This window comes from Rheinheimera sp. A13L, from assembly GCF_000217935.1.
Lineage (GTDB): Bacteria > Pseudomonadota > Gammaproteobacteria > Enterobacterales > Alteromonadaceae > Pararheinheimera.
The window spans coordinates 47,655-71,597 of the sequence record NZ_AFHI01000056.1; the positions used below are offsets into that span (position 1 = coordinate 47,655).

Genomic DNA, 23,943 nt, shown 5'->3' on the forward strand with positions numbered 1-23,943 from the left:
CCCAATGCGTACTCTGGTTTTAGCTCTGGCGTTGTTTTGCAGCCCTGTATTTGCTTTTGGTGAACTAGGTCATCAAATGGTGTGCTCTATGGCCTATCAGTTGTTAAGCCCGGTCAGCCAGAATAAAGTGCAGCAACTGATGCAATTACATGACCAGCCAGATTTTACCCAAGCCTGCTCATGGCCGGATCAGGTGCGCTCCTTGCCAGAGTATCAGCACACCAAAGTCTGGCATTACGTCAATATCAAACGCTCTGACAGCACATTGACCATGCAACACTGCCCCAAAGAAGGTTGTGTCTTGTCTGCCATTGAACAAGAGCGGAAAAAGCTGACGCCTTTTGCACCGTCAAAAACTCAGTTAGAAGCTTTGTTGTTTGTAGGGCACTTTATCGCTGATTTGCATCAGCCTTTGCATGCAGGTTATGCCGATGATCTGGGCGGCAACAGAACTGCGGTGTATTTTGCTGGCGAGCCATCGAATTTACATGGGGTGTGGGACAGTCGTATTCTGGAAGCCGCTTCTTATCAGCAAGACGACAAACAACAAGCCTTGTATCAGGCGCTGCTGACCAAACAGCAGCAATGGCAAAGTGTCAGTGTTTTGGACTGGGCAAACGAGTCGGTCTTGCTGGTGAAACTGATTTATCAGGGCTACAAACCCGGTATGCTTATAGGTGAAAGTTATCAGCAACAGCATCTGCCTCAGCTGGAGCAACGGCTGCAACAAGCTGCTGTGCGTCTGGCTTTAGTGCTGGAGCAAAGTTTTAATCCAGATCACGCTGGTTAACATCAGCGGCGATTAAAGTCTTCCAGCACAAAGCTTTTAAATCGGCTCAGTTTTAATTGGCTGAGCAAATTGGCCAGATGATCCTGATGGTCCATATAGCCAGGTTCAGCCAGATAAGCCTGGTAATACATTTTTGCCGCAGGTCGTAAATCACCGTCTTTTTCGTGCCTTAAGCCCATTTGAGCATAGATCTGGCCTCTGTCTTGTGGGCTGTACATCAGGTAAAAAGCCTGCTGATGCACAGAAGCTGCATAGACTTTATGCATACTGTGTGGCAACAAATTCAGAGCTTTGTTGCCTAAATACATCAAATCAAAAGCCGCGTTCATTTTGCCGAGACTGGCCATTAAAGCCGCGCCCTGACACAAACTGGCCACAGACATCTGCATTGCAGCTAAATGCTGCTTCTGTTTTTCTAAAAACACTATAGCTGCTTCATTGCCTTCGGCCTGAGCCAGCAAACTGCCCTGCAACCAGATAATATCAGCCGCAAACTGGCTAGCTTCTTTATCGGTGATCAACTGGCGAAAGCATTGCTGCAACATCACCTGATTGGGTGTCGGGTTTTGCTCCGCACCAACTTTCGCCATCAGATACAACAGCAACTTGCACAAAGTCACAGTTAAAACACAAAATTGATAACCACTGCCTGCCAGTCGCCTTTTACGTTCAATCAGTTCAATAGCTTGCTCAGCTTTGTCCGACATCATCATCACCAGTTGCACTAACTGAGTCAGTTGAGTTGACATAGCGGCAGGTGGAATTTTTGCTGCTATATGAAGAGCCGTTGCATAGTCTTCGTTTTCTAACGCCAGATAAATTTGCCAGACTTCTTTTCTTTCCTGATAACGAGGCAGTTCTTCAGCATTGGCTAAAAAGTTATGGCAAGACTCCAGCTCACCTTGTTCATAATCCAGTAAAAATTGCAGCCACAAAGCCCAGTCTTGTTGTTTGGCACAAGCCGATTTAATCACGGCTGAGGCGGCATCATACACCCCCACCTCCAGCAAAATTTCAGCTTTTAGTTGCAGCACTGCAACAGGAGTGTCAGCCCCGGCTTTTTGTTGTAGTTCATTAATCAGTTTGAAAGCATCGACATAACGGCGCTTGTGGATCAGCGGCAGCACCTGATCCATATAGGCCTTCAAGCGCACATGCAGTTTTAACTGCTCGTCGATATGGAATTTATTACAGGGCCTGTCGAGAAAATCGACCTGATGGAAAGGATAATCCACCCCATACTTTTGCCGCTCAGGAGCAGTAGATAACACCACCAGACGGCACAAAGGGCTTACTATATTTTTGTGCAACAACAGCTCAATCAGATCGGTGCCTGATATCGAAGGTTCAACGTCATAATCGAGAAAAATCACATCGTAAGCGGTTGAGACTTCACCGCCAAGCAAAGGCAACACTGTCCGACTCAGTTCGGTTTTTTTGATCCCAAGGCCGGTCAGTATTTGTTTTAACTGATGACCAGACGCGGGATCAGACTCAATCACTAATACATTGAGATCAAATAACTTACTAAAATCAAATCGGGTCAGACTCAAGCTTTTGCCTCATTCTCTTATCGATCAAGGATCGTTCGACAAACACGTATTGAGTGTAGGCGTAAGCTGGCTGAGCGCAAAAGGAAAATTCAGAAAAAATGGTATTAAATCTGATGCTTGGCTGATTTTTTACCCCGATTTAGTCCTGTCCACGCCAGCGGGCATGACATAAAGTTTCAAATTTTTCTTTTGACAATAAAATTCTGGCCAAAACGATTTCTGCAACCGCATTCACATCAGCCAAACCAATGCGGGCTTCCACATGCAGTTCAGGGTCAATATCCATTGCAATCATATCCACCCAGTCGTCGGTGGCCGGAACTAAATCCACATACGCAGATGCCGCTGCATGTTGTTGATACAACGCATAATCTTCAGCCGATAAGTTCTCTTCTGCTAACTCTTCAAAAATCGCAAAAGCGTGATCACACAACTCATCCAAAGACCAGAGTTCCAGTTCTGCACCAGACATTTTTCTCTCCACACAGACAAAATAAAGACCGCAGTATAGCAACAGCACTGCTCAGCTGCCCAGCAACTCAACCCTAAAAAGCCAATATTTGCTGGTATCCACAGCTTCGGATCGGTAGCATAGCGCCACTTTTCTTCAGTCAGGAGCAACGGCTATGAAACAAAGTTTAGGTTTAATCAGCCTGTTAGTGGCTGACTATGACGAAGCCATAGAGTTTTACACGCAAAAACTGGGTTTTGAGTTAGTGGAAGACAGCCCACAAGGTGAAAAAAGGTGGGTGGTGGTGCAGCCCCAAGGCGCAGCAGGAACTGCTATTTTGTTAGCTAAAGCCAGCAATGAGCAACAAAAGCAACAGATTGGTAATCAATGTGGTGGCCGGGTATTCCTGTTTTTAAACACAGACGATTTCTGGCGTGATCACAAATTAATGCAACAACAAGGCGTAAAGTTTCTCGAAACACCCCGCGAGGAAGCTTATGGTACTGTGGCTGTGTTTGAAGACTTGTACGGTACCCGCTGGGACTTGTTGCAACTGAATTAACTAGAACCGGAGTTGTTATGTACCGCTGCCCGCTTTGTCAACAGAGCCTGACTCAACACCACAACAGTTTTGCTTGTGCTCAGGGCCATAGTTTTGATCTGGCCAAAGAGGGTTATTTGCATTTACTGCCCGTCCAACAAAAAAACTCCAAAGTGCCGGGCGATTCAGCACTGATGATGCAATGCCGCCGTGATTTCTTAAATGCTGGTTATTATCAGTTGTTGTCCGATGCGGTGAACCACACTTTTGCTTCTGTATTAGCACAACAAGCTGTGCTGCTGGATTTAGGCTGCGGTGAAGGGTATTACAGCAACAGGCTGATGCAGGCTCTGGCAGACAACGAAGCCACTCTGTATGGTGTGGATATCGCCAAAACCGCCATTAAAAAAGCAGCTAAAGCCTACCCTGCTATTCACTTTTGTGTTGCCAGTGCCTGGCATCTGCCTTTTGCCGATCAAAGTTTTGATGCGGCACTTAAACTTTGTGCGCCTTGTGAGCCGGAAGAACTGGCGCGGGTATTAAAAGCTGACGGAGCTCTGCTGACAGTCACACCAGCACCGGAACATTTAGTGGAGATCAAACAGCAGGTCTACAGCTCTGTGCGTCTGCACAGTGATGCAATTGAAGCTATCCCGGGTTTTGTGCATCAACAACGGCAGGAATTAAAACAGCAACTGACGGATGTACCCGCAGACATGGTACTGAACCTGCTGGAAATGACACCTTTAGCCTGGAAGTTCAAACCCGAACAAAAGCAGCAATTTGCTCAAAGCTCACCTCAAATCAGCCTGAATTTTTATCTGGACTTGTATCGAAAAAATCATTGAAACCAAGGGCGAGCAGAGAGGTAAAACACTGCTTGTGCTTTTAATCTGTTAAATCGATAGAGGCTATTGAATTAAAACGTTATATAGCCACCGCATTCATCTTTATGCTAAGCAGAGTTTAAGCTGTTTAGCGCACGCGGTTTAACTCATCTCCCTGAACCGCTATTTTTCGCCCGGCTCTGTAGCCGGGCTTTTTTTATTTCACTGACAAGGCCAAATTAATTCTGAATAGTGGTCACTCTGTTCCATAAATTCTGATTTTTACTGTAGGAGAAATACTCGTCAGGAAACCAGCATTTGGGGATTAATTCCATATTTTTACGTTCTTCAAAATTGGATACCAGCTTACTCAGAATTTCCAATAAACGTTCTTCGCTCATTTTCTCCAGCTTTTTCCGCGCCGTTGGAAAATACAAATTGTTATCCACACTGATCACCACATTAGTGCCTGTATTACTGAACGCCATACTGCGCGTCACGACACGGCATATGGGCATATCAGTGGCTGGTGGGTACAAAGAGATAACCAGTGCATATTCGTATCTGTCTAAATCGCGTTTGTCTGAATCTTTTGGAATGTAAGTGACACCATAACCCTGAGGAAAGAGGCCGGTAATTTTAATCAGCGCATCGACAGCCGCTTTATGGTAATAACCACGCTCTACGCCGCTTTGCAGCACCAGCGCCGCTTTGGGTAAAGACTCATAGCTATGGTTTAACTTGGTCGACAAGACAACTGAGGTATAAATTTGCGGAATTTTCAGTAAGTTACCAACGCCACCTTCAGGTTTAATAGCGTTTTTAAGCAAGGTATAGACAAAATTCAGCTTGTCTTGTTCGTTTTGATTAAACAGCTCCCGCTCTTCTTTTGAATTCCCGACATAACGGTCACAAGCCAGGCCTTTAGTGACATAACTTAAAGTTTCCTGATAGTTGATCTTCAAAAGTGCAACGCGGTTTTCATCATCCAACACCCGAAACTCATCCAGGTCGCCATCTGCACCTTTGAGAATAGCCAAAGCATCCGGATGGTAAGTGCCTATGTCCTGCAATATAGCTGCCATCAGCAGAGGTAGCTGCACATCATCACGGAAAGGTGAATAGTCGGCTTTATAAGCTGCCTCTGCGTTATCACGCATCTCTTTAACAGCACGCATCTTGCCCAGCACATAGTTATTGTTCAGCTCGTTATCCAGCAACAAGCGGTCGAGTAAACGCAAACTTAAAATGCCTTTGTACAGATGTTTAAACTTCTGGTTCACTGCGGCGACATATTTGCCGTTGCTCGGCGCTAACAGTTGAATAGTGCCCAAAAATTTCGACGACATTTGGACTGTCTCGTCAAAGTTTTCGCCTTCAGTTAACTGCAAGACTGAGATACACACAGCTTTTAAGGCTCTGTAGCGCTCTACCCTGCTGTCATCGAGCATACGCATATAAAGTTTTAACGCAGACTGAGCTTCGGCCAATTGCTTTTGTTCACTGGAAGACAGATCAGGCTTTTTTTCCAGCTTGCGTACTTGCAATTGTAATTGCTGAAGTTTTTCATCTTGCTGCTTCGCATGACGAAAATAATCAGTCGCCACTTCATAGACTGAATCATTCAGCGCTGTGGCATCGTGGACTTTGCTCAGGATAGTTTTTACGGTTTTACTATACGAAGACTGACTTATGGTTCCCATCGACATATCGGGCATCTATCCTTTTCTGCGGGCCACTTTGTTTGTACCAAAGGTGAGTATAGCAGTCCTTTGCATCTGTCCAGTGTTAGTCTGCCAATAACGGCACTTGCCACTCAACGTCAGATTCCATCTCCATTTCCCATTCTTGCTGCATTTGGGCTGCAATACGCTTTTTGGTCTGCGGTTTAACAGCCAGTAAATTTGACCAGAACCAGGTGGATAAATCCCCCACCAGATTGGTTTCGGCATTGATCAGAACCACCAATCCTACACCTTTTTCTTTGGAATAGGCCATTTCAGTACGATAGCCTTTCACCCAGCCGCCGTGATAATAGACTTCATTACCACCGAAGTTAAAAATACGCACACCTAAACCATAATGCGAAGTGGTGACATATTGGCCCCAGGTGCGGCCACCTAAATCATCAGCCACTTTAATTCTTTTGCTGCGCACATCCTGCAGCATGGCCGGGCTGAGCACCGCCGGGTAATGACCTAACTGCGCTATCAGCCATTGACTCATATCCATCACACTGGCATTGACGCCTGCGGCAGGACTGACCCGGTAATAGCTTGGATTTACTTTTGCTTCAGCCCAGCCTCTTTTCACTCTGACATGAGGCATAGCACGGTTTTTAGAGGCTAAAAATGCAGAATACCCCACTGAGGCTGTTGGCATTTTTAATGGTTTAAACAGTTTCTGCTCCATCAGGCTTTCAAAGCTGCTGCCTGTGGTTTTTTCCATAACAGGCCGGATCAGGCTGAACAACACATTCTGATAACCATAACATTTGCCTGGCGCACAACGAGGGTTTAAATATCGAAACTTAGGTAAAATCTGGGCTGGAGTCTGATTCGCTTCAATCAGGTCATCATAGGTATTAGGCACTAAACCCGCGCTTTGTGATAACAAATGTTCCACTTTCAAAGCGCCGGTATGGCGTGGGCTTTTAAAAGAAAAAGCCGGCACGTAACGGGTGACAGGATCATCCAACTTAAAATGGCCCTGATGCACCAGCAAAGAGGATAGCTGACCAGTAAAGGTTTTAGAGACAGAGGCCAGCCTGAATACAGTGTAGGCATCTATATTCGATTTAGTGCCTATGTTTCGCACTCCATAAGCACCTACTTTTACAACTCTGTTGTCTTTGACAATAGCGTAAGCTGCACCCGGAATATTGCTCTTTTTTAATGTCTGGCGGAAATGCCAGTCAAAATTGGTAGCCAGTTTATCAACATCAGCCGCCAGTAACTGGGGGGAAAGGACGAGGAATGCGCCCACCAGTAATTGGATTAATTTCAATGTGTTAGTCCTCAGACAAAGGGCTTGCCTTTGCTTTAGTGCCGGTATCGGCCTGTAAGTTATGATAAGTCGTTAACATCGACGGTATCAGCTGTGTAATTAAATGCTCTATATGGCTTTCACTAACCTGTTGCAAAGACCAGTCTCCGGTCAGATAAGGCTGCAAAGCTGGCCCCACTGTATAACACCAGGCGTCCAGCCATACACCCAAAGATTGTACTCTTACCTTCTCGCGCAGGTATAAACCAGAATCCAGCTCTTCAAAAAAATCCAGCTTCGCAAGTTCTTCAGGCAATACCCCCAACAGTACTTTTCCTTGCTGCAAATGGCCGGGACACTGAGCTAAGGCAGGCACTGGCGTATTGGCATGTTGCTGGCTTAAACCATATCTTTTGTAATCAAGCAGGCTGGCGTCTTGCATCACATAGTCTTTGCCTGTAATAGCAAAAACGACTTGGGGTAACATCAACAAACCATAAACAAAAACCACATCACCATCAGGCTTCATACCGCTTTCCCTTCCAGCTGTCTCAAAGTTAAGAACAGACGTAAGTCGAATTCCAATTGATGATACTGGGGTTCCATGTGCTGACACAATTGATAAAAGGCTTTGTTGTGATCTTTTTCGCGCAAATGCGCCAGTTCGTGCACTACAACCATTTTTAGCAAAGCAAAAGGCAGTTGTTTAAATAAAGCAGAAATGCGGATTTCCTGTTTCGCTTTCAGTTTACCGCCTTGCACCCTGCTAACAAAACTATGTAAACCTAAGCTGTTGTCCAGATGAATTTTTCCATCAAAGCAGACCTTACTGACAGGTGGGCTGGACTTAACAAAACGTTGTTTCAGCTCCTGAGTAAACTGATACAACGTTTTGTCATTCTGAATATCATGCGACATCTGTGGATAGCGGGTCGCCAGCACTTCAGCCAGACGCCCCTGTGCAATCAGCGACTGTACCTGTGTTCGTACAGCTTCGGGATAAGAGGTCAGAAAAGTTAACTGGGGTTCCACTAAGCATCATCCACAACTAAAACGATGCTTAGTGTAAAAAATAAAAGCCCTGCCGTGAACCTTTCTTTTAACTATTGCACTGCAGAGCCGCTTTGCCAGAAATGATTGCCAGAATTTGCCCCTGCTGACCCGTTTTAAGCTCTACCCATTGCCCGGCATGCCATGGCAGGTCCTTTTGTAGTTCCAGTGCCAGTTGCTGATCAATTTTCACCAATAGCTGGTCACAGACTTCTACTTGCCAGTGCTGACCACTGAAACTGAGTTGACCAACCAGACTATTACTTTGCTCAAGTTGGTGACGGGCTTGCTGATACTGCTGGTATCGTTGCTGGTAAGCCGTTTGCTGTGGCGACGTTTCGTTTTTCGCCAGACTATGCAACTGCACCTGATGGTAGTTCGCATCCGACTGCAACACGATTTGGTAATAGGCAGGTTGCCACCAAAGTTGTTGCGCTAACCAAATCAAAGCCACAGAAGCAGCCAGTCCCTGTACTGCAGGCCATAAGGATTTCCAGTTAGTTTTACGTTGCTCAGGCTTGAGCTGTAACAACTGTTGCCTGAGTTGATCAGGCATAGGCTGCTCAGTTTTACTTTGCTGATACAACTGTTGTAGTTTTTCATCCAGCTTATTCATCGTGCTCTCCAAGCTGTTTTGCCAACGCCTGCCGTGCATAACGAAGACGACTTTTAACGGTTTCAGCTTCTGCTTTGGTGATCTGCGCTATTTGCAGCAAACTGAATCCTTCCAGTTGCAACAATAAAGTTTCGCGTTGCAATAACGGCAGCAGCTCTAATAAGTGCTGTAACTTCAGTTCACTTTGCTGCTGCTCCACTGCTGCAGCAGGGCTGTTATCTTCCGATGCTAAGTCTTCACTGATTTCATAGACCCAGCGTTTTTGTTTTCTGAATTCATCCAGTAGTAAATTACGGCCTATAGCAAACAACCAGGTTTTAAAACTGCTGTGTCCGGCAAACTGTTGTTTTTGCTCCATAACCTTTAACCAACTTTGCTGACTCAGATCAGCCGCCAGTGCCGGATCACTTTGTTTTAGTAAAAAGTGATACAAATCATCACCATAACATTGGATCAATTGGGCAAGGTAAGCAGGATTATCTGTTTGTATATAACCTTGCATCAGCTGCTGAGGATCAGTCTCTGGCAGAGCCCCACTTCGATTAAACCAGGATAGCAGCATCCCTTACTCCTCTTTCGGCCAAGCCAGCACCAAAGAAGTGCTGGCTTTGAGTTTTATGCTTTATCCAGACTAAAATCCAGCTGAACTTGCAAATTACGTTGTACCACAGCTTTGCCATTGCTCATCTGAGGTTGATATTTCCATGAGCGTAAAGCTTTTACAGCCTCCCAGTCAAAAATACGTTTGGGTTCAGCATCCAGCACTTCAACATCAATCACTGCACCTGTGACATCGATGGAAAAACTCAATTTAACCCAGCCTTCTATGCCATTTTTAGCTGCTTCTGCCGGATATCTGGGATCAATACGAACCATAGCAGTGGCTGCTTTATCCATCTGAATAAATTCACCTGCCCCACCTAAATCCAGAGTCGGCAATACCGGATCCACAGACAACTCCAGCAAAGGCCCTGAGTCTCCTGTTGTTTCTCTCGCCATAGACTCTGGTCTTGCCACAGGTTTTTGTGGCTCCGGCAAAGTTCGGATTATGGTGTTGGCCGGACTGTCTTTTCTCGGTTCGTGCAGTTCATGCTCAATAGCTGTGGGGCCTGGTCGGATAGAAACTCTGTCAGCTCCTATTAACTGCTGCATCAACGCAAACAATAAAAAAGTGATCAATAAAGCGGGGATGGTCGCAGCCATCAATTTTGATCTATCTATGCTGGTATCAATAGTATTCATCTGGCATTCTCCTGTTGTTTTTCAGTTAGACGAAACAGCAGGAAAAAAGGGGTTAAACCGTGATGAAAAAAGTAATAGCTGTAGCTGCAATCACAGTATTAAGCAGTGTTGTGTTTAGGCTTCAGGCAGCGCCCGCTGAAATTTATCTGGTGCGACATGCCGAAAAAGTCAGCACTGCGGATAAAGACCCGGAGTTGAGTGCTTGTGGTCTGGCTCAGGCTCAAGCTATGGCTGCACTGCTTCCAAGTACTATAACCAGGCTGTATCACAGTGGTTATCAAAGAACCCAACAAACAGCAGAGCAAATACGGCTTAACCAACCAACGGCATCAATCAAAGCTTATGACGCCCGGGATTTAGCTGCCCTTGCCAAAGCCATCCAACAACAAAACAGCCCGGTACTGGTGGTAGGCCATAGCAATACCACGCCAGAACTTATTCATCTGCTGAGCCAGTTAGCGCCGCCGCACATCGGCGAGCAGGACTACGGCGTGATTTATCAGTTAAAACAATCAGCACAAGGCTACCAGTTGTTTAGTTTTGCCATTTCACAACCTGCTATTTGCCAGGCGAAAATCATTTAAATCACGCCTTTGGATCAAACACTTAGCTACAGCGCCTCAGGGCAAAAAAAATCCCCTATGCTAGACTGAACATAGTAAAAATTTTCCTTTCTTTGGCAAGCTACAGTCTGGTGCAGGGGTTTTATGGCGTTTTATCAGAAGTTGTTAGAGCTGTTCCAGTCCATCCATAACTCAGAGCGTTTTCTGGATGTATTTCCAGAGCTGGAAGCACAAATACTGCAGCTTTTTGCGGCTGAACGTATCACCATTTATCAGCGCAGTTATCACAGTCAGGATATTTATTCGCGTTTTAAAACCGGCTCAGAACTGACGGAAATACGGGTGCCTATAGGCCCACAATCTATCGCAGGTTTTGTTGCTTTAAGTAAAAAATCAGTGCTGATCAAAGACGCTTATGATGAACAGGAACTGCAAAGCATCCATCCTAAGCTGAATTTTGCCCGGCAGTTTGACCAGAAATCAGGTTTTCGCACTAAATCTGTGCTTGCCGTGCCTATTACCGAACAAAATGTATTGTTAGGTGTACTCCAACTGATTAACGCCAAAAATTCTGCAGCTTTCAGTCAGGAAGACTCTGATAAAGCCACTCAACTGGCGCAATTACTGGGGCAGAAATTCCGTTATGAATTGGGCGCCACCCGTGGGCCCTTTGATTATTTGCAGCATCGCAATTTAATTTCCGCCAGCCAGTTGCAGCAATTAAACCTGCCGCCACAGGATTTTGCCACACAAGTGAATAAAGTCATCACCGACTTTAAAATCAGTAAAGAGCAGTTGGGCTTATCACTGGAGGCTTTTTATCAGGTCAGCTTTATTGGTTTTGAACCGGAAAAATATCAGCTACATGCGCTGAACGCCAAACTCAACCGCTCTTATTTATTAAAAAACCACCTGGTGATCCTCGAAGATCAGGCCGGCAAAGTAGTGATAGTGCTGACGAATCCCAACCATGCCGACACTCTGATGGAGGTGGAGCGAGCCACAGGCTTACTGAACTACGATATTTATGTGGCCTTGCCTGACGATATAGACCATTACATCAAAGGCCAGCAAGAAGACAACTTAACTGAACTGGGCGATTTATTAAATGAAGCCGACGACGACCTGACGCTGGAGACTCTGCAACAGGAAGACGAAGGTATTTCTGAAGAAACCCCTGTGGTAGTTAAGCTGGTAAACAGGGTTCTCATGGACGCTCAGCGTCTGAATGCTTCAGATATTCATATTGAATCCGGCAAAGGTAAAAGCTCCTGCCGGGTGCGTTTGCGAATAGATGGTGAGTGCCGTGAACTGATCCAAATCCCGCCAGCTTTTATGCCGCCAGTGGTATCCCGGATCAAAATTATGGCCAGACTGGATATAGCCGAAAAACGCCTGCCACAGGACGGGAAATTCAGCGTGAAACTGGCAAGTAAAATTATCGAAGTGCGGGTTGCTACCTTACCCACAGTTTTTGGGGAAGGCGTAGTGATGCGGATTTTAGCCAGTGGTGAAGCTTTGCCCTTTGACAAGCTGCAACTGAGCCCCCGCAACTATCAGATGATGTCGCAAATGATTAAACACCCTCATGGGGTGTTGCTGGTGGTTGGCCCCACAGGTTCAGGCAAAACCACGACTTTGCATGCCATCTTAGGCCGGCTGAATACCACAGATAAAAAAATATGGACTGCTGAAGATCCGGTTGAAATCACCCAGCCAGGCTTGCAGCAAGTGCAAATGAATAATAAGTCGGGTTTAACTTTTGCTGTGGCACTACGGGCTTTTTTACGGGCCGATCCGGATATTATTTTAATAGGTGAAATGCGTGACAAAGAAACAGCTCATGCAGGTATCGAAGCGTCACTGACCGGACACTTGGTGTTATCCACATTGCACACTAATTCGGCCCCTGAAACCATAACCCGCCTGATTGATATTGGTATAGATCCTATCAACTTTGCAGATGCCTGTATTGGTATTCTGGCGCAGCGGCTGGTCCGTACTTTGTGTGGTAAATGCAAAGAAGCTTATCAACCCGAACAAATAGAAGTGGATTATCTACAGCGGCATTATGGTTTGGCTTTTGCACCTGAGCTGGAGCTAAAAAATCCGCTGACACTCTATAAAGCCAAAGGCTGTCCGGCCTGTGAACAAACAGGCTACAAAGGCAGGGTCGGTGTGCATGAGCTGTTGCCCATCACCACTAAGGTTCGCCAGCTGATTTATCACAAAGCCAGCATAGAGCAAATTCAGCAGCAGGCTATAGCCGATGGTATGCGCACTTTAGTGCAGGATGGCATTTTAAAGGTTTTGTCTGGTATGACAGATTTTAAGCAGTTGCAGGCTATATCGGTATTTGAAGACTAAAGCCGGTTCCCCGGCTTTAGTTGCTCCTGGAAGTTAAACTTTGCGGAAACGCTCCACCAGCTCATGCAATTGCTCAGAAGTGTTTTGTAAATCTTTACCACTTTTGCTGACCGCTGTGCCCTGACTTAACGAGGTATTGGCAAGATCAGAAATACTGACAATTTGCCGGTTAATATCCTCAGCCACATGGGCTTGCTCTTCTACAGCGGCCGCCATTTGCCCTGCCATAGCGGCAATGCTGCCGACAGCTTCACTGATCCCTTCCAGCACCTTTTCAGTCTGAGCCACCTGAGTCACTCCTAATTCAGCATCTTTGCGGCCATTTTCCGCGACCAGCACAGAAGCTTTTGCTTTGGTCGACAGCTGCTGAATAATGTCATAAATCTCTTTGGTAGACGCTGTAGTACGGGACGCCAATAACCGCACTTCGTCAGCGACAACAGCAAAACCCCGGCCTTGTTCACCAGCCCGTGCAGCTTCAATAGCAGCGTTTAATGCCAGCAAGTTAGTTTGCTCTGCGATCTGTTCAATAATTTGGGCGGCCCCCACAATTTTATTGGTTTGCTCAGCCAAATCTGCGACGGATTGACTGATATCATTAACCGTTTTTTGCAGCTGTTGCATAGCGCCACGGGTCTGAGCCGCCACAGTTGATCCAGAACGGGCCAAAGCATCGGCGTCATCGGCTTTACCGGCTGTGTCCTGCACATGGGATGAGACTTCAGCAATAGTGGTGGTCATCTGGTTCATTGCAGTCGCAACTTGCTCTGTTTGCATCTGCTGTTTGCGAATACTGTCTGCAGCATCGACAGATAAACTTCGCACCTGCTCAGAATTAACTGCCACTTTAGTCGACGCATCCTCAATCCGGGTTAATACAGTATTTAAATGAGCAGACTCAGCCAACAGAGCCACTTCCAGCTGTCCTAACTTCCCCTGATGTTTTGCATAGGAGGCCACAGCCAAAGGGTCAGTAAAAGCTTTAGGTAATAAATCAATCAGCCCGGACAAGGATTGCTTTAAACGATACACTCCCAGGCTATAACTTAATAACGCCGTGACAACAAAAGCTATGGCCGCAGCTACCGGGCCTAAAGCCCACCATAACAGCAATGAAACAAACACAAAAAGCAACGGCATCAGTGCCCAACGTAAGTCAGCGGCTACATCCGAAGCTGCTTTTGCGGTATTTTTTCCGGCATTCACAGCTTTATACAACTGCTCGGCATGAGCCACCTGAGCGCGGCTTGGTGCAGTACGCACCGATTCATAACCAACAACACGGCCATGCTCTGTGACAGGAGTCACATAAGCATTGACCCAATAATAATCACCATTTTTACAGCGGTTTTTTACCAGCCCCATCCAGGGTTTACCCTGCTGCAAATAACGCCACATGGTTTGAAATGCGGCTTCAGGCATATCAGGGTGCCGAACAATACTATGAGGTTTGCCAATTAACTCTTCTTTGCTAAAACCACTAATAGCCACAAAAGCATCATTACAATGCAAAATGGTGCCTTTGATATCGGTAGAAGAAATAAGCTGTTGCTCTTTTAGAAAAGTACGTTCTTTTTCAGTAACTGGTAGGTTCTTACGCATTTGTGACACTCTCCTTAGTGGTCTATGAGCTGACTAGATCCAACGGACATTATTTAGAACAGCGAAATGATAATAGTGATAAAAAGTTAGCAGTAGATCTTCGGCATAGATAGGTAAGCATTAAAAAAACGCTCAAAATCATCTGCAATAAACTGTTTGAACAGAGATAAACTTCGAGTCAAATTGCTTTATCCCGTCGCTGCAGCAGGGTTAATACCTCTGAGTGTTGGGTATGAGGAAACATATCAAACAACCGTACTTTGAGCAGTTGGTAGTCTGCGCTCAGCACAGCTAAATCGCTGGCCAGAGTATCAGGATTACAGCTGGAATAAATCAACCATGCAGGTTGTAATGCCAGCACCGATTGACAAAGCTCAGCCCCCAAACCCCGACGCGGTGGATTGACCAGCAGCAGATCGGGTGTTTCTTCTGCCGCTTTAGCAAAAGCAGTGGCATCCAGGGCCTGAAACTTTACTTCAGTCAATCCAAGTTCAGCGGCTGAACGAGTTGCGCTGGCAATAGCTTTTGGCGCAATTTCAATACCTGTTAAAGCCCGAACCTGGCCTTGTGCTGAACTGGCCAGATGCAAACCAAAACCACCCACACCACAAAACAAATCCCAAAGCCTGTGCCCTGGTAAGGGGTCTGCCCATTGTTTTGCGGTGGCATATAAAGCTGCAGCCACAGCGCTATTGGTTTGGAAAAAACTTTGTGGTGTCAGATAAAGCGGAATGCCGTTTAACTCCTCGCGCAACAACTCTTCTGGGGTTAACACAATTTCTTCCGGCCCTTCCAGCACAGCCATATGCACAGGCTGAAGATTCACCGAACAGACCTCAAGTTCAGGCCATTGCTGTTGCAACCAGGCTAAATGTTTTTGGATGGACGCCAGACAGTTTTTCGACCGCAACACAAAACGCAGCATAAAACGGCCCGAATGCTGACTTTGACTGAGTAACACAAGCTTCAGCTCCCCCTGCTTTTGCTCCAACTGATAAGGGGTTAACCCGGCACGTTGAATAAAGCTTTTAATCAAGGCAAAAGCCGGCTCGAAGGCTGGCGGATACAAAGGGCAGGCCGATAAATCCACAGGTTGTTGTCCGTTCAGAATGCCCAGCACAGGCTCGTTTACAGTGCCGGACACCACCATTTTGGCTTTAGTACGAAAGCCCTGTTCGTCACTTGCTACTGCAGGCAGGAGTTCAGCGTCCGCAAAAGGCGCCATCAAAAGCGCCAGCTTCTGTTGTTTTTGTGTCAATTGTTCAGCATAAGGCACAGCAAGCTGACTACAGGAGTTACAACGTCCGGCTAAAAACTCAACACAATTCATCGTCTCTCAACTGTACTTTAAGGCCTGCAAGGAATGGCCGCCATTTTACGACGTTAAGCAAAGCCAAAGCCAGAAAAACTGCCTGTAGCAGCTACATCTGGCGGAACAAAGCCACGGCCTGCTGGTAATTTTGCAGCGCTAAAGCCGCATCATAACGCTCACCTTCATCACGCATAAAGGCATGCTGAGCATTGTATTCATGCCAGCTGAATTGGACTTTGGCCTGAGTCAGTTGTTGATACACTTTCTGCCGCCCTTCAAGTGATACATGAGGGTCCTGTTTGCCCCACACCATCACCAGCTCACCCTGAATATCAGCGGCTCGGCTTAAGGTCTGCTGGCCTTCGCCACAAGGCAAGGTATCACTGTGTAGATCTGTGGCATACAAGCAATAGGTTGCTTTGATGGCAGGATTGAGCGCAGCACGAAATGCAAGATGGCCACCAATACAGACCCCCATAGCGCCCACTTCAGGCCGGACATAAGGCAGGCTTTTTAAATAATCCAGCATGGTCTGATTATCACTGTCATAACTTTCCAGCGGCTTAGTCCATTTGTCCTGATTGCCTTTATCTTTGCCTGCATCGTCATAAGCAAGCACTGTACCTTGCAGATTCAGCTCATGGAAAATTTCAGGCACCAGCACCACAAAACCATGGCTGGCCAGCATGGCTGCACTGCGGGCAATAGGGGCTGTTTGCTGAAAAATCTCGGAATAAAACAAAATGGCCGGAAATGATTTGCCTGTAGTAGCAGCGGCCAAGGGCTGGTACTGATACACCAGCATAGGTCCTGTTGCTGTGGTTAAGGTGACTTTACTCTGTTCAATTTGCATAAAAAAATCGTCTACATGGAAGGCTGGGCATCCATCATAAAGAGCTAAACACAAAGTCACCAGCTTGTTTTTGCTGTCAGTACAGTATTAATCAGCCATTCAGCTGAGGTGCATACACTTAAATCATCAGCTAACAGGAGTTTTTATATGGTCCAGTCCCGTTCATGGGTTTCAGCAACAATTTTGGCTTTGGCTCTGGTCGCAGGCAGCGCTATTTTAGCCAACAGCCTGATCGAGTTCAGAGCTATGGAGCGTGTTGTTCAGGTCAAAGGTTTAGCTGAACGGGAGGTTGCCGCAGATACTGTGATTTGGCCTATCAAATTTAACGATGTCGACAATAACCTGACCACTTTAGTGGCTAATGTTGAGCGTAAAAACGAGCAAATTCAGGCATTTTTGAAACTGCAGGGCTTTAGTCAAAAAGAGATTTCTGTGGCAATGCCACAAATAGTCGACCGTCAGGCCGGTTATTACGACCCCAATGCAAATCAGATGCGCTACACAGCCAGCTCCATTGTCACTGTTTACAGCAGCAATGTCGATTTAGTGCATCAGGCTATGGCGAAGCTACTGGAGCTGAGCAAAACAGGGATCGCCATAGCCGGGCAGGATTATGACAGCAAAGCCGAATTTATTTTCAGCGGTTTAAACGAATTAAAACCCGCCATGATTGAAGAAGCCACCCGTAATGCCCGTGAAGTGGCTACTAAATTTGCCGCAGATTCACAAAGTAAACTCGGCAAAATTAAAACCGCCAGCCAGGGTCAGTTCAGTATCAGTGACCGTGACAGCAATACGCCTTATATCAAAAAAGTCAGAGTGGTAGCGACGGTAGACTACTACCTTTCAGATTAGTAAAGACTTACAGACGGAGCTTATGATGAAAAAAGCATTGTTTCTGACCAGCAGTATTACAGTTTTACTGACATTAACAGGCTGTGTGGTGCGTGGCCCCAGTGTCTGGGTTGAACCACCTGGCTATTATGGCACTGCAGTGATAGTTGAACCAAGGCCCACTGTAGTAGTGGTTGAAGAGCGGCATTATCATCAGGACAGGCACTATCATAAAAAGCATAAAAAACAAAAACGCCATTATCATCGCCACCATTAAGCATAACTTGTGTCCGGCACTGTTGCAGATACAGTTAAACCGGACTAAGCTTTGCTTGTTAGTTTAGATTAAAGGTAAATTCCGTTTTTGATTTTTTGTGTTTATTTGGCAGGATGTGTGAAAAGGCCGGAGCTGAGCTGTTAAGCAAAGCTCCGGCCTTTTTTATCAAATATACAAATTAGCGACTCTAAATCTGAGCCTGACGCTAAACAGTATTGCTGCGCCTAAGAAGAACGCTTAATACTGAAACTATAGCTATGCTGTGGCAGTGGTGTGGCAACACCTGTCTGATAAGTGTCGACCTGCATTATGCCTTTGTCATTCAGGCTAAAGACTCTGAACATAGGAGTATGTTTGGTCTCATCAGGAATTTTGGTGCGCTCCAGGGCTGGAATATGTAAATAATGCACCTGACCCAGTTGCTTGGAGTGATCTGTTCTGTCCATATCCATATGTAAATCACCTGAAATCACAGCAACCAGATTGGACTGAGCTATCACTTCTGCAAAACCCGGGTGTTTGATGCCCTTTTCCGCATTTTCAGGATAAACGCCAGTTTGGGCACCGTGCACAATCAATAGCACGGGTTTGTTGTTTAAGCGTTTCATCTCGCTCAGGATCCAGCTGATCCCCTGGTCGTTAAAATCACGGCCGTGATCTGGTGATGCAAAAACCAAAGCTACTGCATCATACTCCAGCACATAACTTGGTGAATCGAGCGTCACTTTGCCCTGATTCCACAGATTGGCATACTGCATAAAACGTTCTACCGTACTGCCATGTTCTTCATTACCCATAATAGGGTAAAACGGCAATTTCAGTTGTTGCAGTACAGGTGTCGCATTTTCATATTGGATTTGGGTGCCCTTGTGCGCTATATCACCCACCCCGACCACAAAGCTTAGCTTCAGAGGTTCTGTCAGTTGGTTCACATCGGCGACAGCAGCGGCCACATTAGGAAATTGAGGTTCAGGTTTAGGTTCGGCGTCACCCAACACGGCAAAAGCCAGCACCACTGAACCAGTTTCTGCTGGTGTTGGTGTTGCTTCTGCTGGCGCTGTTGCTGCTGCAGCCTGGGTCTGAGGCTTTTGCTGTTGCGTCTCTGTCGGTGAATCAGCCGGAGAACAAGCAGTCAGCAAAACGCTGAGTACCAGAGGTACAAAAAGGCTGAAATGAGTTTTCATAAATAGTCCCGTTATAAGTATGGTGGTTAATTAAAATGGAACATGCCTTTAAAGCTGCTGGGAATTAACCCTGTCCAGCGTTTAAAGGCACGGCGAAAGTTGTGTTCATCTGAGTAGCCCAGCTTCAGCGCCAGTTGGCGGTTTGAATACTGGCCTTGTTGCAGCAGATTGCGGGCAGCATCACGGCGTACTTCATCGATCAAACGGGCAAAATTAGTGTCATGCCGGCTGAGTAAACGTTTGAGTGCACTATTGCTCAGCCCCAAGGCTAAAGCCACCTGTTCCTGACTCAACAACTGTGGCAAAGCACGCTGTTGCAACCGGGAAATACTTTCCAGCACACCCCGTTGTTTTATCAACACATGATTCAGTTGACGGCAGGTTCGTCTGGCCGCTTTAAATTGCTCCGCGTCGGCATCATGAAATGCATGCTGCCACAGAGGCAACGGAATACGTAAAGTGTCGCAGGGCTGATTAACACTCAGCTCACAGCCCCACAACTGATGCTCGGCGCTATCATGCTGCAACTGCACACTGACGCCAGCCAAAGAGCCCAATTGCTGTTTAATCAGGCTCAGCAACAAGGAACAGGCAATGGTCAGCATAAATGGCTGCTGCGACGCTAAACCCAGCGCTGCTTTAAACTCAATCACTATATGGTCATTTTGCTGGTAAAGCCGGGCATACAAACCCGGAAACAACTGATGACGGAAATAATACAAATGGCACAGTGCCTGCCTCAGGTTCTTTGCATACTGCAAACTTTGGCAGACGGCAATATAGCGGCTGTTCAACATGGCGTTGCCCAGTAAAAAAGGTAGCTCAGGGCTTTTTAGCTGATGCTGACAATTGTGCAACAACTTCAGCCAGTCGGCATGGTGCAGCCGTCCATGGGGCCTTTGTAAATCCTGCTCAAAAATACTGGTGCCACTTAATAACTTATGCAGTTCGACTCCACGACGCTGAGCTAAAGCCAGCAGCTCTGTACTGCCATGTTGCAGCAACAGAATTTTGTCATGAGAATCAAAGTGGCGTGCTGACATCAGACAGGCTGCAATCTGAATTCAGTGCCCTGTTTAGAGGCGGCTAACATCTGAAGCGCGGTCTGAAGAGCAGCAGAGGCGGAGTCCTGACTCACTTGCATTACAGCCATGATTAGATCAGGCTTATTTTCTTCATCCGTTAACTGCACCACCTGTTGTTGCAGATGCTGCGCCATAATCTGAGCCGCAGCTGCCGCTGTATCAGGTAAGACTGCAACAAAACAATCTCCGCTGTAGCGACAGACCACATCACTGTGGCGTAACTGACTTAACAGTAACTCACTCAACTGACCCAAATAATGATCTCCAGCCGCTATACCATTACGTCGGTTAAAATCGGCGAAGTTATGAATATCCAAAACTAACAGGCTCAATGGCTGACGCTGGCTTTGATGTAATTCAACTTCCCTTTGCAACACAGCCAGTAAATACTCAGCGCCATACAGCTGAGTTAAAGGGTCAATTAATTCATGGTTTCGTAAAAACAACTCCCGGCCACGCAATTGCCTGTTGATAGCCCGCTGTTCCCTGTGCCAGCCAATCAAACCATAAGTTAAAATCAGCATGCCCACTGGCGCAGGTAATGACTCCAGCCAACTCATCAGACGCACATCTTCAGGGTACTGGATAAACTCATCCAATAAATCGAGAAAATAGGAATAGACTAACAGCAAGCTGCCATAGTACAGCAACTCAGTCACCCTCCCTGCCGGACGACTGCTGACTATTAATCCCAACCAGCCACAAGCAACCAGTAAAGTTGTGCCTTCTCCCAGCACATCCACCCAATCAAACTCATAGCTTTGTTTTGCATAACCACAATAAAACGCGAGCAATAAACTGCTGAGTAAAAGCAGCAGGCTAAATACCAATTTATATCGATGTTGACGCCACATCATTCTCAGATCCAGGCAAATAAAAACCATTTTGCGGTTGGCGCATGACAGTTACATGACAAAGTGAAGCACTGACGGTATCAGGCTGAGCGGTAAAGACCCGGGTCAGCAGCGCTCAGCCAAGCTTATTCAGAAACGGTGTTTTGTCACAGAGCCCCGGCAGACTGGCTAACAGGTTTAATAAGTCCACTGAGAGCTAAAATGACACTGAACTACCGTCCTAACCTGCTTGCGTTTGCCGTTACATTGGCCTGCAGCACAGTATCCACCTCATTATTGGCCGATGCCGATGTACAAGGCCGGATCACAGATAACCGTAATAGTCTGCTGGCAGGAGCACAGGTCAGTATTCCTGAACTTAAATTGCGCCGTACTACAGGTGCCGATGGCAGCTTTCATTTCAGACAATTACCTGCAGGAACTTATACCCTGCACGTCAACTACTTAGGTGCTGCTCCACAAAGCCAGATACTGGTGGTTGCGGATACGCAGCAACGACTGGCGGATATCAAACTGCTATCGGCCAGCAATTCTATTGAACATATAGAAGTGGTGGGACAGTCAGGTGCCATCAGCAAAGCATTAAACCGCCAGCGTAACGCCAACGGTATATTAACTGTGGCCAGTACAGATGAAATGGGGCAATTTCCAGACAGTAATGTCAGCGAAGCATTGCAACGCCTGGCAGGTTTGTCTGTAGAACGGGATCAGGGCGAAGGCCGCTTTGTCCGGGTGCGGGGTTTGGCTCCAGACTACAATGCGGTGACTTATAACGGTACTCAACTGGCAGCTCCTGAAGCAGGCCGCCGTGCCGTGGCTTTGGATGTGATTCCTTCTGATTTACTTGAATCGGTGGAAGTGAATAAAACCCTGACCCCGGATATGCCGGCAGGCTCTTTGGGGGGCACAGTAGAAATCAAAAGTTTATCTGCCTTTGATCGCAGCGATGACTTTTATTCCGCCACTGTGGAAGCTGGCCATAACGAACTACAAAGCAAAACCAGCCCTAAAGTTTCAGGTGTGATCAGCAAAATCATGGATTTAGGTGGCGAAACTGATGTTTTTGGTGTGGCTTTGGCGGCCAGTTTCGCTGAACGTAAGTTTGGTTCTGAAAACGTTGAAAGTGGCGGCGCCTGGGATTTTGAAGAAGGTCTGGAAGAATTTGAATTAAGGGATTACAGCATCAGTCGTGAACGCCTGGGTGTGGCACTGAATCTGGACTACAGACCAGGTAACAACAATGACTATTACCTCCGTACTCTGTACAGCCGCTTTAGCGATACAGAAGAACGCCAGGGTATGGTCGTTGAACTGGCCGATCCGCTTTTTGCCGGCGATACAGGTGAAGCAGCGCTGATCCGTTCATTAAAACAGCGGGAAGAAACCCAAAGTATCAGTGCTTTTGTTTTAGGTACCAAACAGACATCAGGGGACTGGCAATGGCAACTGGAAGCCGGTGCCAGCAAAGCAGATGAAGATACGCCTTTTAATATTGGCGCCGCCGACTTTGAGCAGGAATTTGATGACGGTGTAGGCTATAGCGGCAGTACTATTTTGCGCCTGACCGCACCAGCGGAAGCTTATCTGGCTGACGGCTATGAGTTAAAAGAAGTCGAAATGGGCGACACCTATGCCAAGGAAACTGAACGTAATATCAAATTTGACCTGAGCCGCGAATTTACCCAAAGCCAGGGCACTATGCTTCTCAAAAGTGGCGCTAAATTCAGCCAACGCGAAAAAACAGCGGACGAAGACATCTGGTTGTTTGAAGATTTTGAGGATCTGGGTATCAATGCTTTGAGTATGGCCGATTATGCCGGTGGGCAGGTGGATTATGGCTTGGGCACTCTAGGACAGGCCGTCAACAGCAACGACATCTATCAGTTAGTGAACAGCCTGAACCGCGATGATTTTGTAGATGACGTCGAATCACAAATTAATGACTATCAGGTGGATGAAGATATCAGCGCTGCCTATTTGATGGCGCAGTGGGAACGCGATAACTGGCAGTTAATCACTGGTGTGCGTTATGAACATGAAAAACGTGATGCCCTTGGCAGTCGTTATGACGCCATCAACGAAACCTTCAGTGCCAATCAGGTGAAAAACTCTGAAGGCTATTGGTTACCCGCAGTAGTGGCACGTTATGATCTGTCGGAGCAAAGCATAGTGCGAGCTGCTTTCAGCACAGGTTTAGTAAGGCCAAACTTTGAGCAACTGTCACCCGCTTTCTTACTGGAAGAAGATGACGATGAAGTGGAAGCCGCTTTTGGTAACCCTGAATTAGAAGCTCTGACTTCCAACAATTTTGACCTCGGCATTGAACACTACGCAGATAAACTGGGTGTGTTGTCGGCCATGCTGTTTTACAAACAAATTGACAACTTCATCTATGAAGCCGACCTTGCTGGCCGTGGAGAATACGCCGATTTTGCTGTGGCAGAAACCTATGTCAACGGCGGCAAAGCAGATTTATATGGTATTGAACTGAATGCAGTGCATAAAGTTTCAGGTTTTGGAAACTGGCTGGATAACCTGCTGTTATCAACAAATCTGACGCTGACGGATTCAGCCGCCGATATTGAATGGTTTGATGATGGTACTTTATTCAGCCGTGAAGTGGCCTTACCCAGCCAATCCGATAAAACCGCTAACCTCAGCCTGGGTTATGAAACAAATGTAATCAGTCTGCGTCTGGCAGCCAATTATAAATCTGATTATCTGGCTGAAGTGGGTGACATCACGGACAAAGAGTACGACGTGCACGCCGATGACCATATGCAGGTTGATTTCACCAGTAAATGGACAGTGCAACCTGGCATGCAGTTTTACTTTAATGTCGTCAACCTCAATGACGAACCTTATTACGCTTACACTGGGCGCAAGCCTTATAACTTCCAGTATGAACAATATGGCCGCACCTTTGTGCTGGGCCTGCAAATCACTAACTGGTAAGT

The 23,943-nt window shown here is 46.5% G+C and carries 23 protein-coding genes; 8 read left to right on the forward strand and 15 right to left on the reverse strand.

The window, feature by feature from the left end:
• The first annotated feature begins 4 nt into the window (after window positions 1–4).
• Window positions 5–790 carry a S1/P1 nuclease gene (locus RHEIN_RS17355; RefSeq protein WP_008900285.1) on the forward strand — a complete coding sequence of 262 codons (786 nt, stop codon included), beginning with the start codon at window positions 5–7 and terminating at the stop codon, window positions 788–790.
• Between the two features lie 2 nt (window positions 791–792).
• On the opposite strand, the gene RHEIN_RS17360 is transcribed toward RHEIN_RS17355, so the two are convergent.
• Both RHEIN_RS17360 and RHEIN_RS17365 read right to left on the reverse strand, forming a co-directional pair.
• A complete protein-coding gene (locus tag RHEIN_RS17360) occupies window positions 793–2,343 on the reverse strand; it encodes a hypothetical protein (protein ID WP_008900286.1) in 1,551 nt (516 codons plus the stop codon).
• A 139-nt stretch (window positions 2,344–2,482) separates the two neighbouring features.
• Window positions 2,483–2,815, reverse strand: a complete 333-nt coding sequence (locus RHEIN_RS17365; protein WP_008900287.1) for a DUF440 family protein — start codon at window positions 2,813–2,815, stop codon at window positions 2,483–2,485.
• Window positions 2,816–2,969: 154 nt separating this feature from the next.
• On the opposite strand from RHEIN_RS17365, the gene RHEIN_RS17370 reads away from it, so the two are divergent.
• Window positions 2,970–3,356, forward strand: coding sequence for a VOC family protein (locus tag RHEIN_RS17370; RefSeq protein WP_008900288.1), 387 nt, complete (start codon window positions 2,970–2,972; stop codon window positions 3,354–3,356).
• A 17-nt stretch (window positions 3,357–3,373) separates the two neighbouring features.
• On the forward strand, window positions 3,374–4,183 hold the full coding sequence (gene rlmA, locus RHEIN_RS17375) for a 23S rRNA (guanine(745)-N(1))-methyltransferase (RefSeq protein ID WP_008900289.1): 810 nt from the start codon (window positions 3,374–3,376) through the stop codon (window positions 4,181–4,183).
• A gap of 218 nt (window positions 4,184–4,401) precedes the next feature.
• Here rlmA and RHEIN_RS17380 read toward each other — a convergent pair whose 3' ends face one another.
• The 7 genes from RHEIN_RS17380 to RHEIN_RS17410 form a co-directional block, all read right to left on the reverse strand.
• Entirely contained in the window at window positions 4,402–5,871 is a 1,470-nt protein-coding gene (locus RHEIN_RS17380; protein WP_008900290.1) for a hypothetical protein, read from the reverse strand.
• Between the two features lie 79 nt (window positions 5,872–5,950).
• Entirely contained in the window at window positions 5,951–7,168 is a 1,218-nt protein-coding gene (locus tag RHEIN_RS17385) for a serine hydrolase domain-containing protein (protein ID WP_008900291.1), read from the reverse strand.
• A gap of 4 nt (window positions 7,169–7,172) precedes the next feature.
• The gene (locus RHEIN_RS17390) at window positions 7,173–7,676 is read right to left on the reverse strand and encodes a gamma-glutamylcyclotransferase family protein (protein ID WP_008900292.1); all 504 of its coding nucleotides are present in this window, start codon (window positions 7,674–7,676) and stop codon (window positions 7,173–7,175) included.
• Window positions 7,673–8,179, reverse strand: a complete 507-nt coding sequence (locus RHEIN_RS17395) for a M48 metallopeptidase family protein (protein WP_008900293.1) — start codon at window positions 8,177–8,179, stop codon at window positions 7,673–7,675. The genes RHEIN_RS17390 and RHEIN_RS17395 overlap by 4 nt, the downstream gene beginning before the upstream one ends.
• Window positions 8,180–8,246: 67 nt before the next feature.
• Window positions 8,247–8,813: a hypothetical protein gene (locus tag RHEIN_RS17400; RefSeq protein ID WP_008900294.1), complete on the reverse strand. Its 567-nt coding sequence runs from the start codon at window positions 8,811–8,813 to the stop codon at window positions 8,247–8,249.
• Window positions 8,806–9,375 carry an RNA polymerase sigma factor gene (locus RHEIN_RS17405; protein WP_008900295.1) on the reverse strand — a complete coding sequence of 190 codons (570 nt, stop codon included), beginning with the start codon at window positions 9,373–9,375 and terminating at the stop codon, window positions 8,806–8,808. Before RHEIN_RS17405 ends, RHEIN_RS17400 begins: the two co-directional genes overlap by 8 nt.
• A gap of 53 nt (window positions 9,376–9,428) precedes the next feature.
• Window positions 9,429–10,055, reverse strand: a complete 627-nt coding sequence (locus RHEIN_RS17410; protein ID WP_008900296.1) for an energy transducer TonB — start codon at window positions 10,053–10,055, stop codon at window positions 9,429–9,431.
• A 62-nt stretch (window positions 10,056–10,117) separates the two neighbouring features.
• Here RHEIN_RS17410 and RHEIN_RS17415 point away from each other — a divergent pair, with 62 nt between their 5' ends.
• Window positions 10,118–10,639, forward strand: coding sequence for a histidine phosphatase family protein (locus tag RHEIN_RS17415; protein ID WP_008900297.1), 522 nt, complete (start codon window positions 10,118–10,120; stop codon window positions 10,637–10,639).
• 123 nt (window positions 10,640–10,762) lie between these two features.
• On the forward strand, window positions 10,763–12,985 hold the full coding sequence (locus RHEIN_RS17420) for a GspE/PulE family protein (protein WP_008900298.1): 2,223 nt from the start codon (window positions 10,763–10,765) through the stop codon (window positions 12,983–12,985).
• 33 nt (window positions 12,986–13,018) lie between these two features.
• Here the strand turns inward: RHEIN_RS17420 and RHEIN_RS17425 are convergent, their stop codons facing one another.
• From RHEIN_RS17425 to RHEIN_RS17435, 3 genes are all read right to left on the reverse strand, one after another.
• A complete protein-coding gene (locus RHEIN_RS17425) occupies window positions 13,019–14,587 on the reverse strand; it encodes a methyl-accepting chemotaxis protein (protein ID WP_008900299.1) in 1,569 nt (522 codons plus the stop codon).
• A 178-nt stretch (window positions 14,588–14,765) separates the two neighbouring features.
• Window positions 14,766–15,917 carry a 23S rRNA (uracil(747)-C(5))-methyltransferase RlmC gene (gene rlmC, locus RHEIN_RS17430; protein WP_008900300.1) on the reverse strand — a complete coding sequence of 384 codons (1,152 nt, stop codon included), beginning with the start codon at window positions 15,915–15,917 and terminating at the stop codon, window positions 14,766–14,768.
• Between the two features lie 91 nt (window positions 15,918–16,008).
• On the reverse strand, window positions 16,009–16,752 hold the full coding sequence (locus RHEIN_RS17435; RefSeq protein ID WP_008900301.1) for a dienelactone hydrolase family protein: 744 nt from the start codon (window positions 16,750–16,752) through the stop codon (window positions 16,009–16,011).
• Between the two features lie 147 nt (window positions 16,753–16,899).
• Here RHEIN_RS17435 and RHEIN_RS17440 point away from each other — a divergent pair, with 147 nt between their 5' ends.
• Together RHEIN_RS17440 and RHEIN_RS17445 are read left to right on the forward strand one after the other, a co-directional pair.
• The gene (locus tag RHEIN_RS17440; RefSeq protein WP_008900302.1) at window positions 16,900–17,607 is read left to right on the forward strand and encodes an SIMPL domain-containing protein; all 708 of its coding nucleotides are present in this window, start codon (window positions 16,900–16,902) and stop codon (window positions 17,605–17,607) included.
• Window positions 17,608–17,632: 25 nt separating this feature from the next.
• Window positions 17,633–17,863, forward strand: coding sequence for a hypothetical protein (locus RHEIN_RS17445; RefSeq protein WP_008900303.1), 231 nt, complete (start codon window positions 17,633–17,635; stop codon window positions 17,861–17,863).
• Between the two features lie 224 nt (window positions 17,864–18,087).
• Here the strand turns inward: RHEIN_RS17445 and RHEIN_RS17450 are convergent, their stop codons facing one another.
• Genes RHEIN_RS17450 through RHEIN_RS17460 form a run of 3 tightly spaced genes read right to left on the reverse strand, consistent with a single transcriptional unit; the run spans window position 18,088 to window position 20,989 of the window.
• Window positions 18,088–19,047, reverse strand: a complete 960-nt coding sequence (locus RHEIN_RS17450) for a metallophosphoesterase family protein (RefSeq protein ID WP_008900304.1) — start codon at window positions 19,045–19,047, stop codon at window positions 18,088–18,090.
• A 26-nt stretch (window positions 19,048–19,073) separates the two neighbouring features.
• On the reverse strand, window positions 19,074–20,090 hold the full coding sequence (locus tag RHEIN_RS17455) for a helix-turn-helix transcriptional regulator (RefSeq protein WP_008900305.1): 1,017 nt from the start codon (window positions 20,088–20,090) through the stop codon (window positions 19,074–19,076).
• The gene (locus RHEIN_RS17460; RefSeq protein ID WP_008900306.1) at window positions 20,090–20,989 is read right to left on the reverse strand and encodes a GGDEF domain-containing protein; all 900 of its coding nucleotides are present in this window, start codon (window positions 20,987–20,989) and stop codon (window positions 20,090–20,092) included. The genes RHEIN_RS17455 and RHEIN_RS17460 overlap by 1 nt, the downstream gene beginning before the upstream one ends.
• Window positions 20,990–21,187: 198 nt before the next feature.
• Here RHEIN_RS17460 and RHEIN_RS17465 point away from each other — a divergent pair, with 198 nt between their 5' ends.
• Window positions 21,188–23,941, forward strand: coding sequence for a TonB-dependent receptor (locus tag RHEIN_RS17465; protein WP_008900307.1), 2,754 nt, complete (start codon window positions 21,188–21,190; stop codon window positions 23,939–23,941).
• Window positions 23,942–23,943 lie beyond the last annotated feature (2 nt).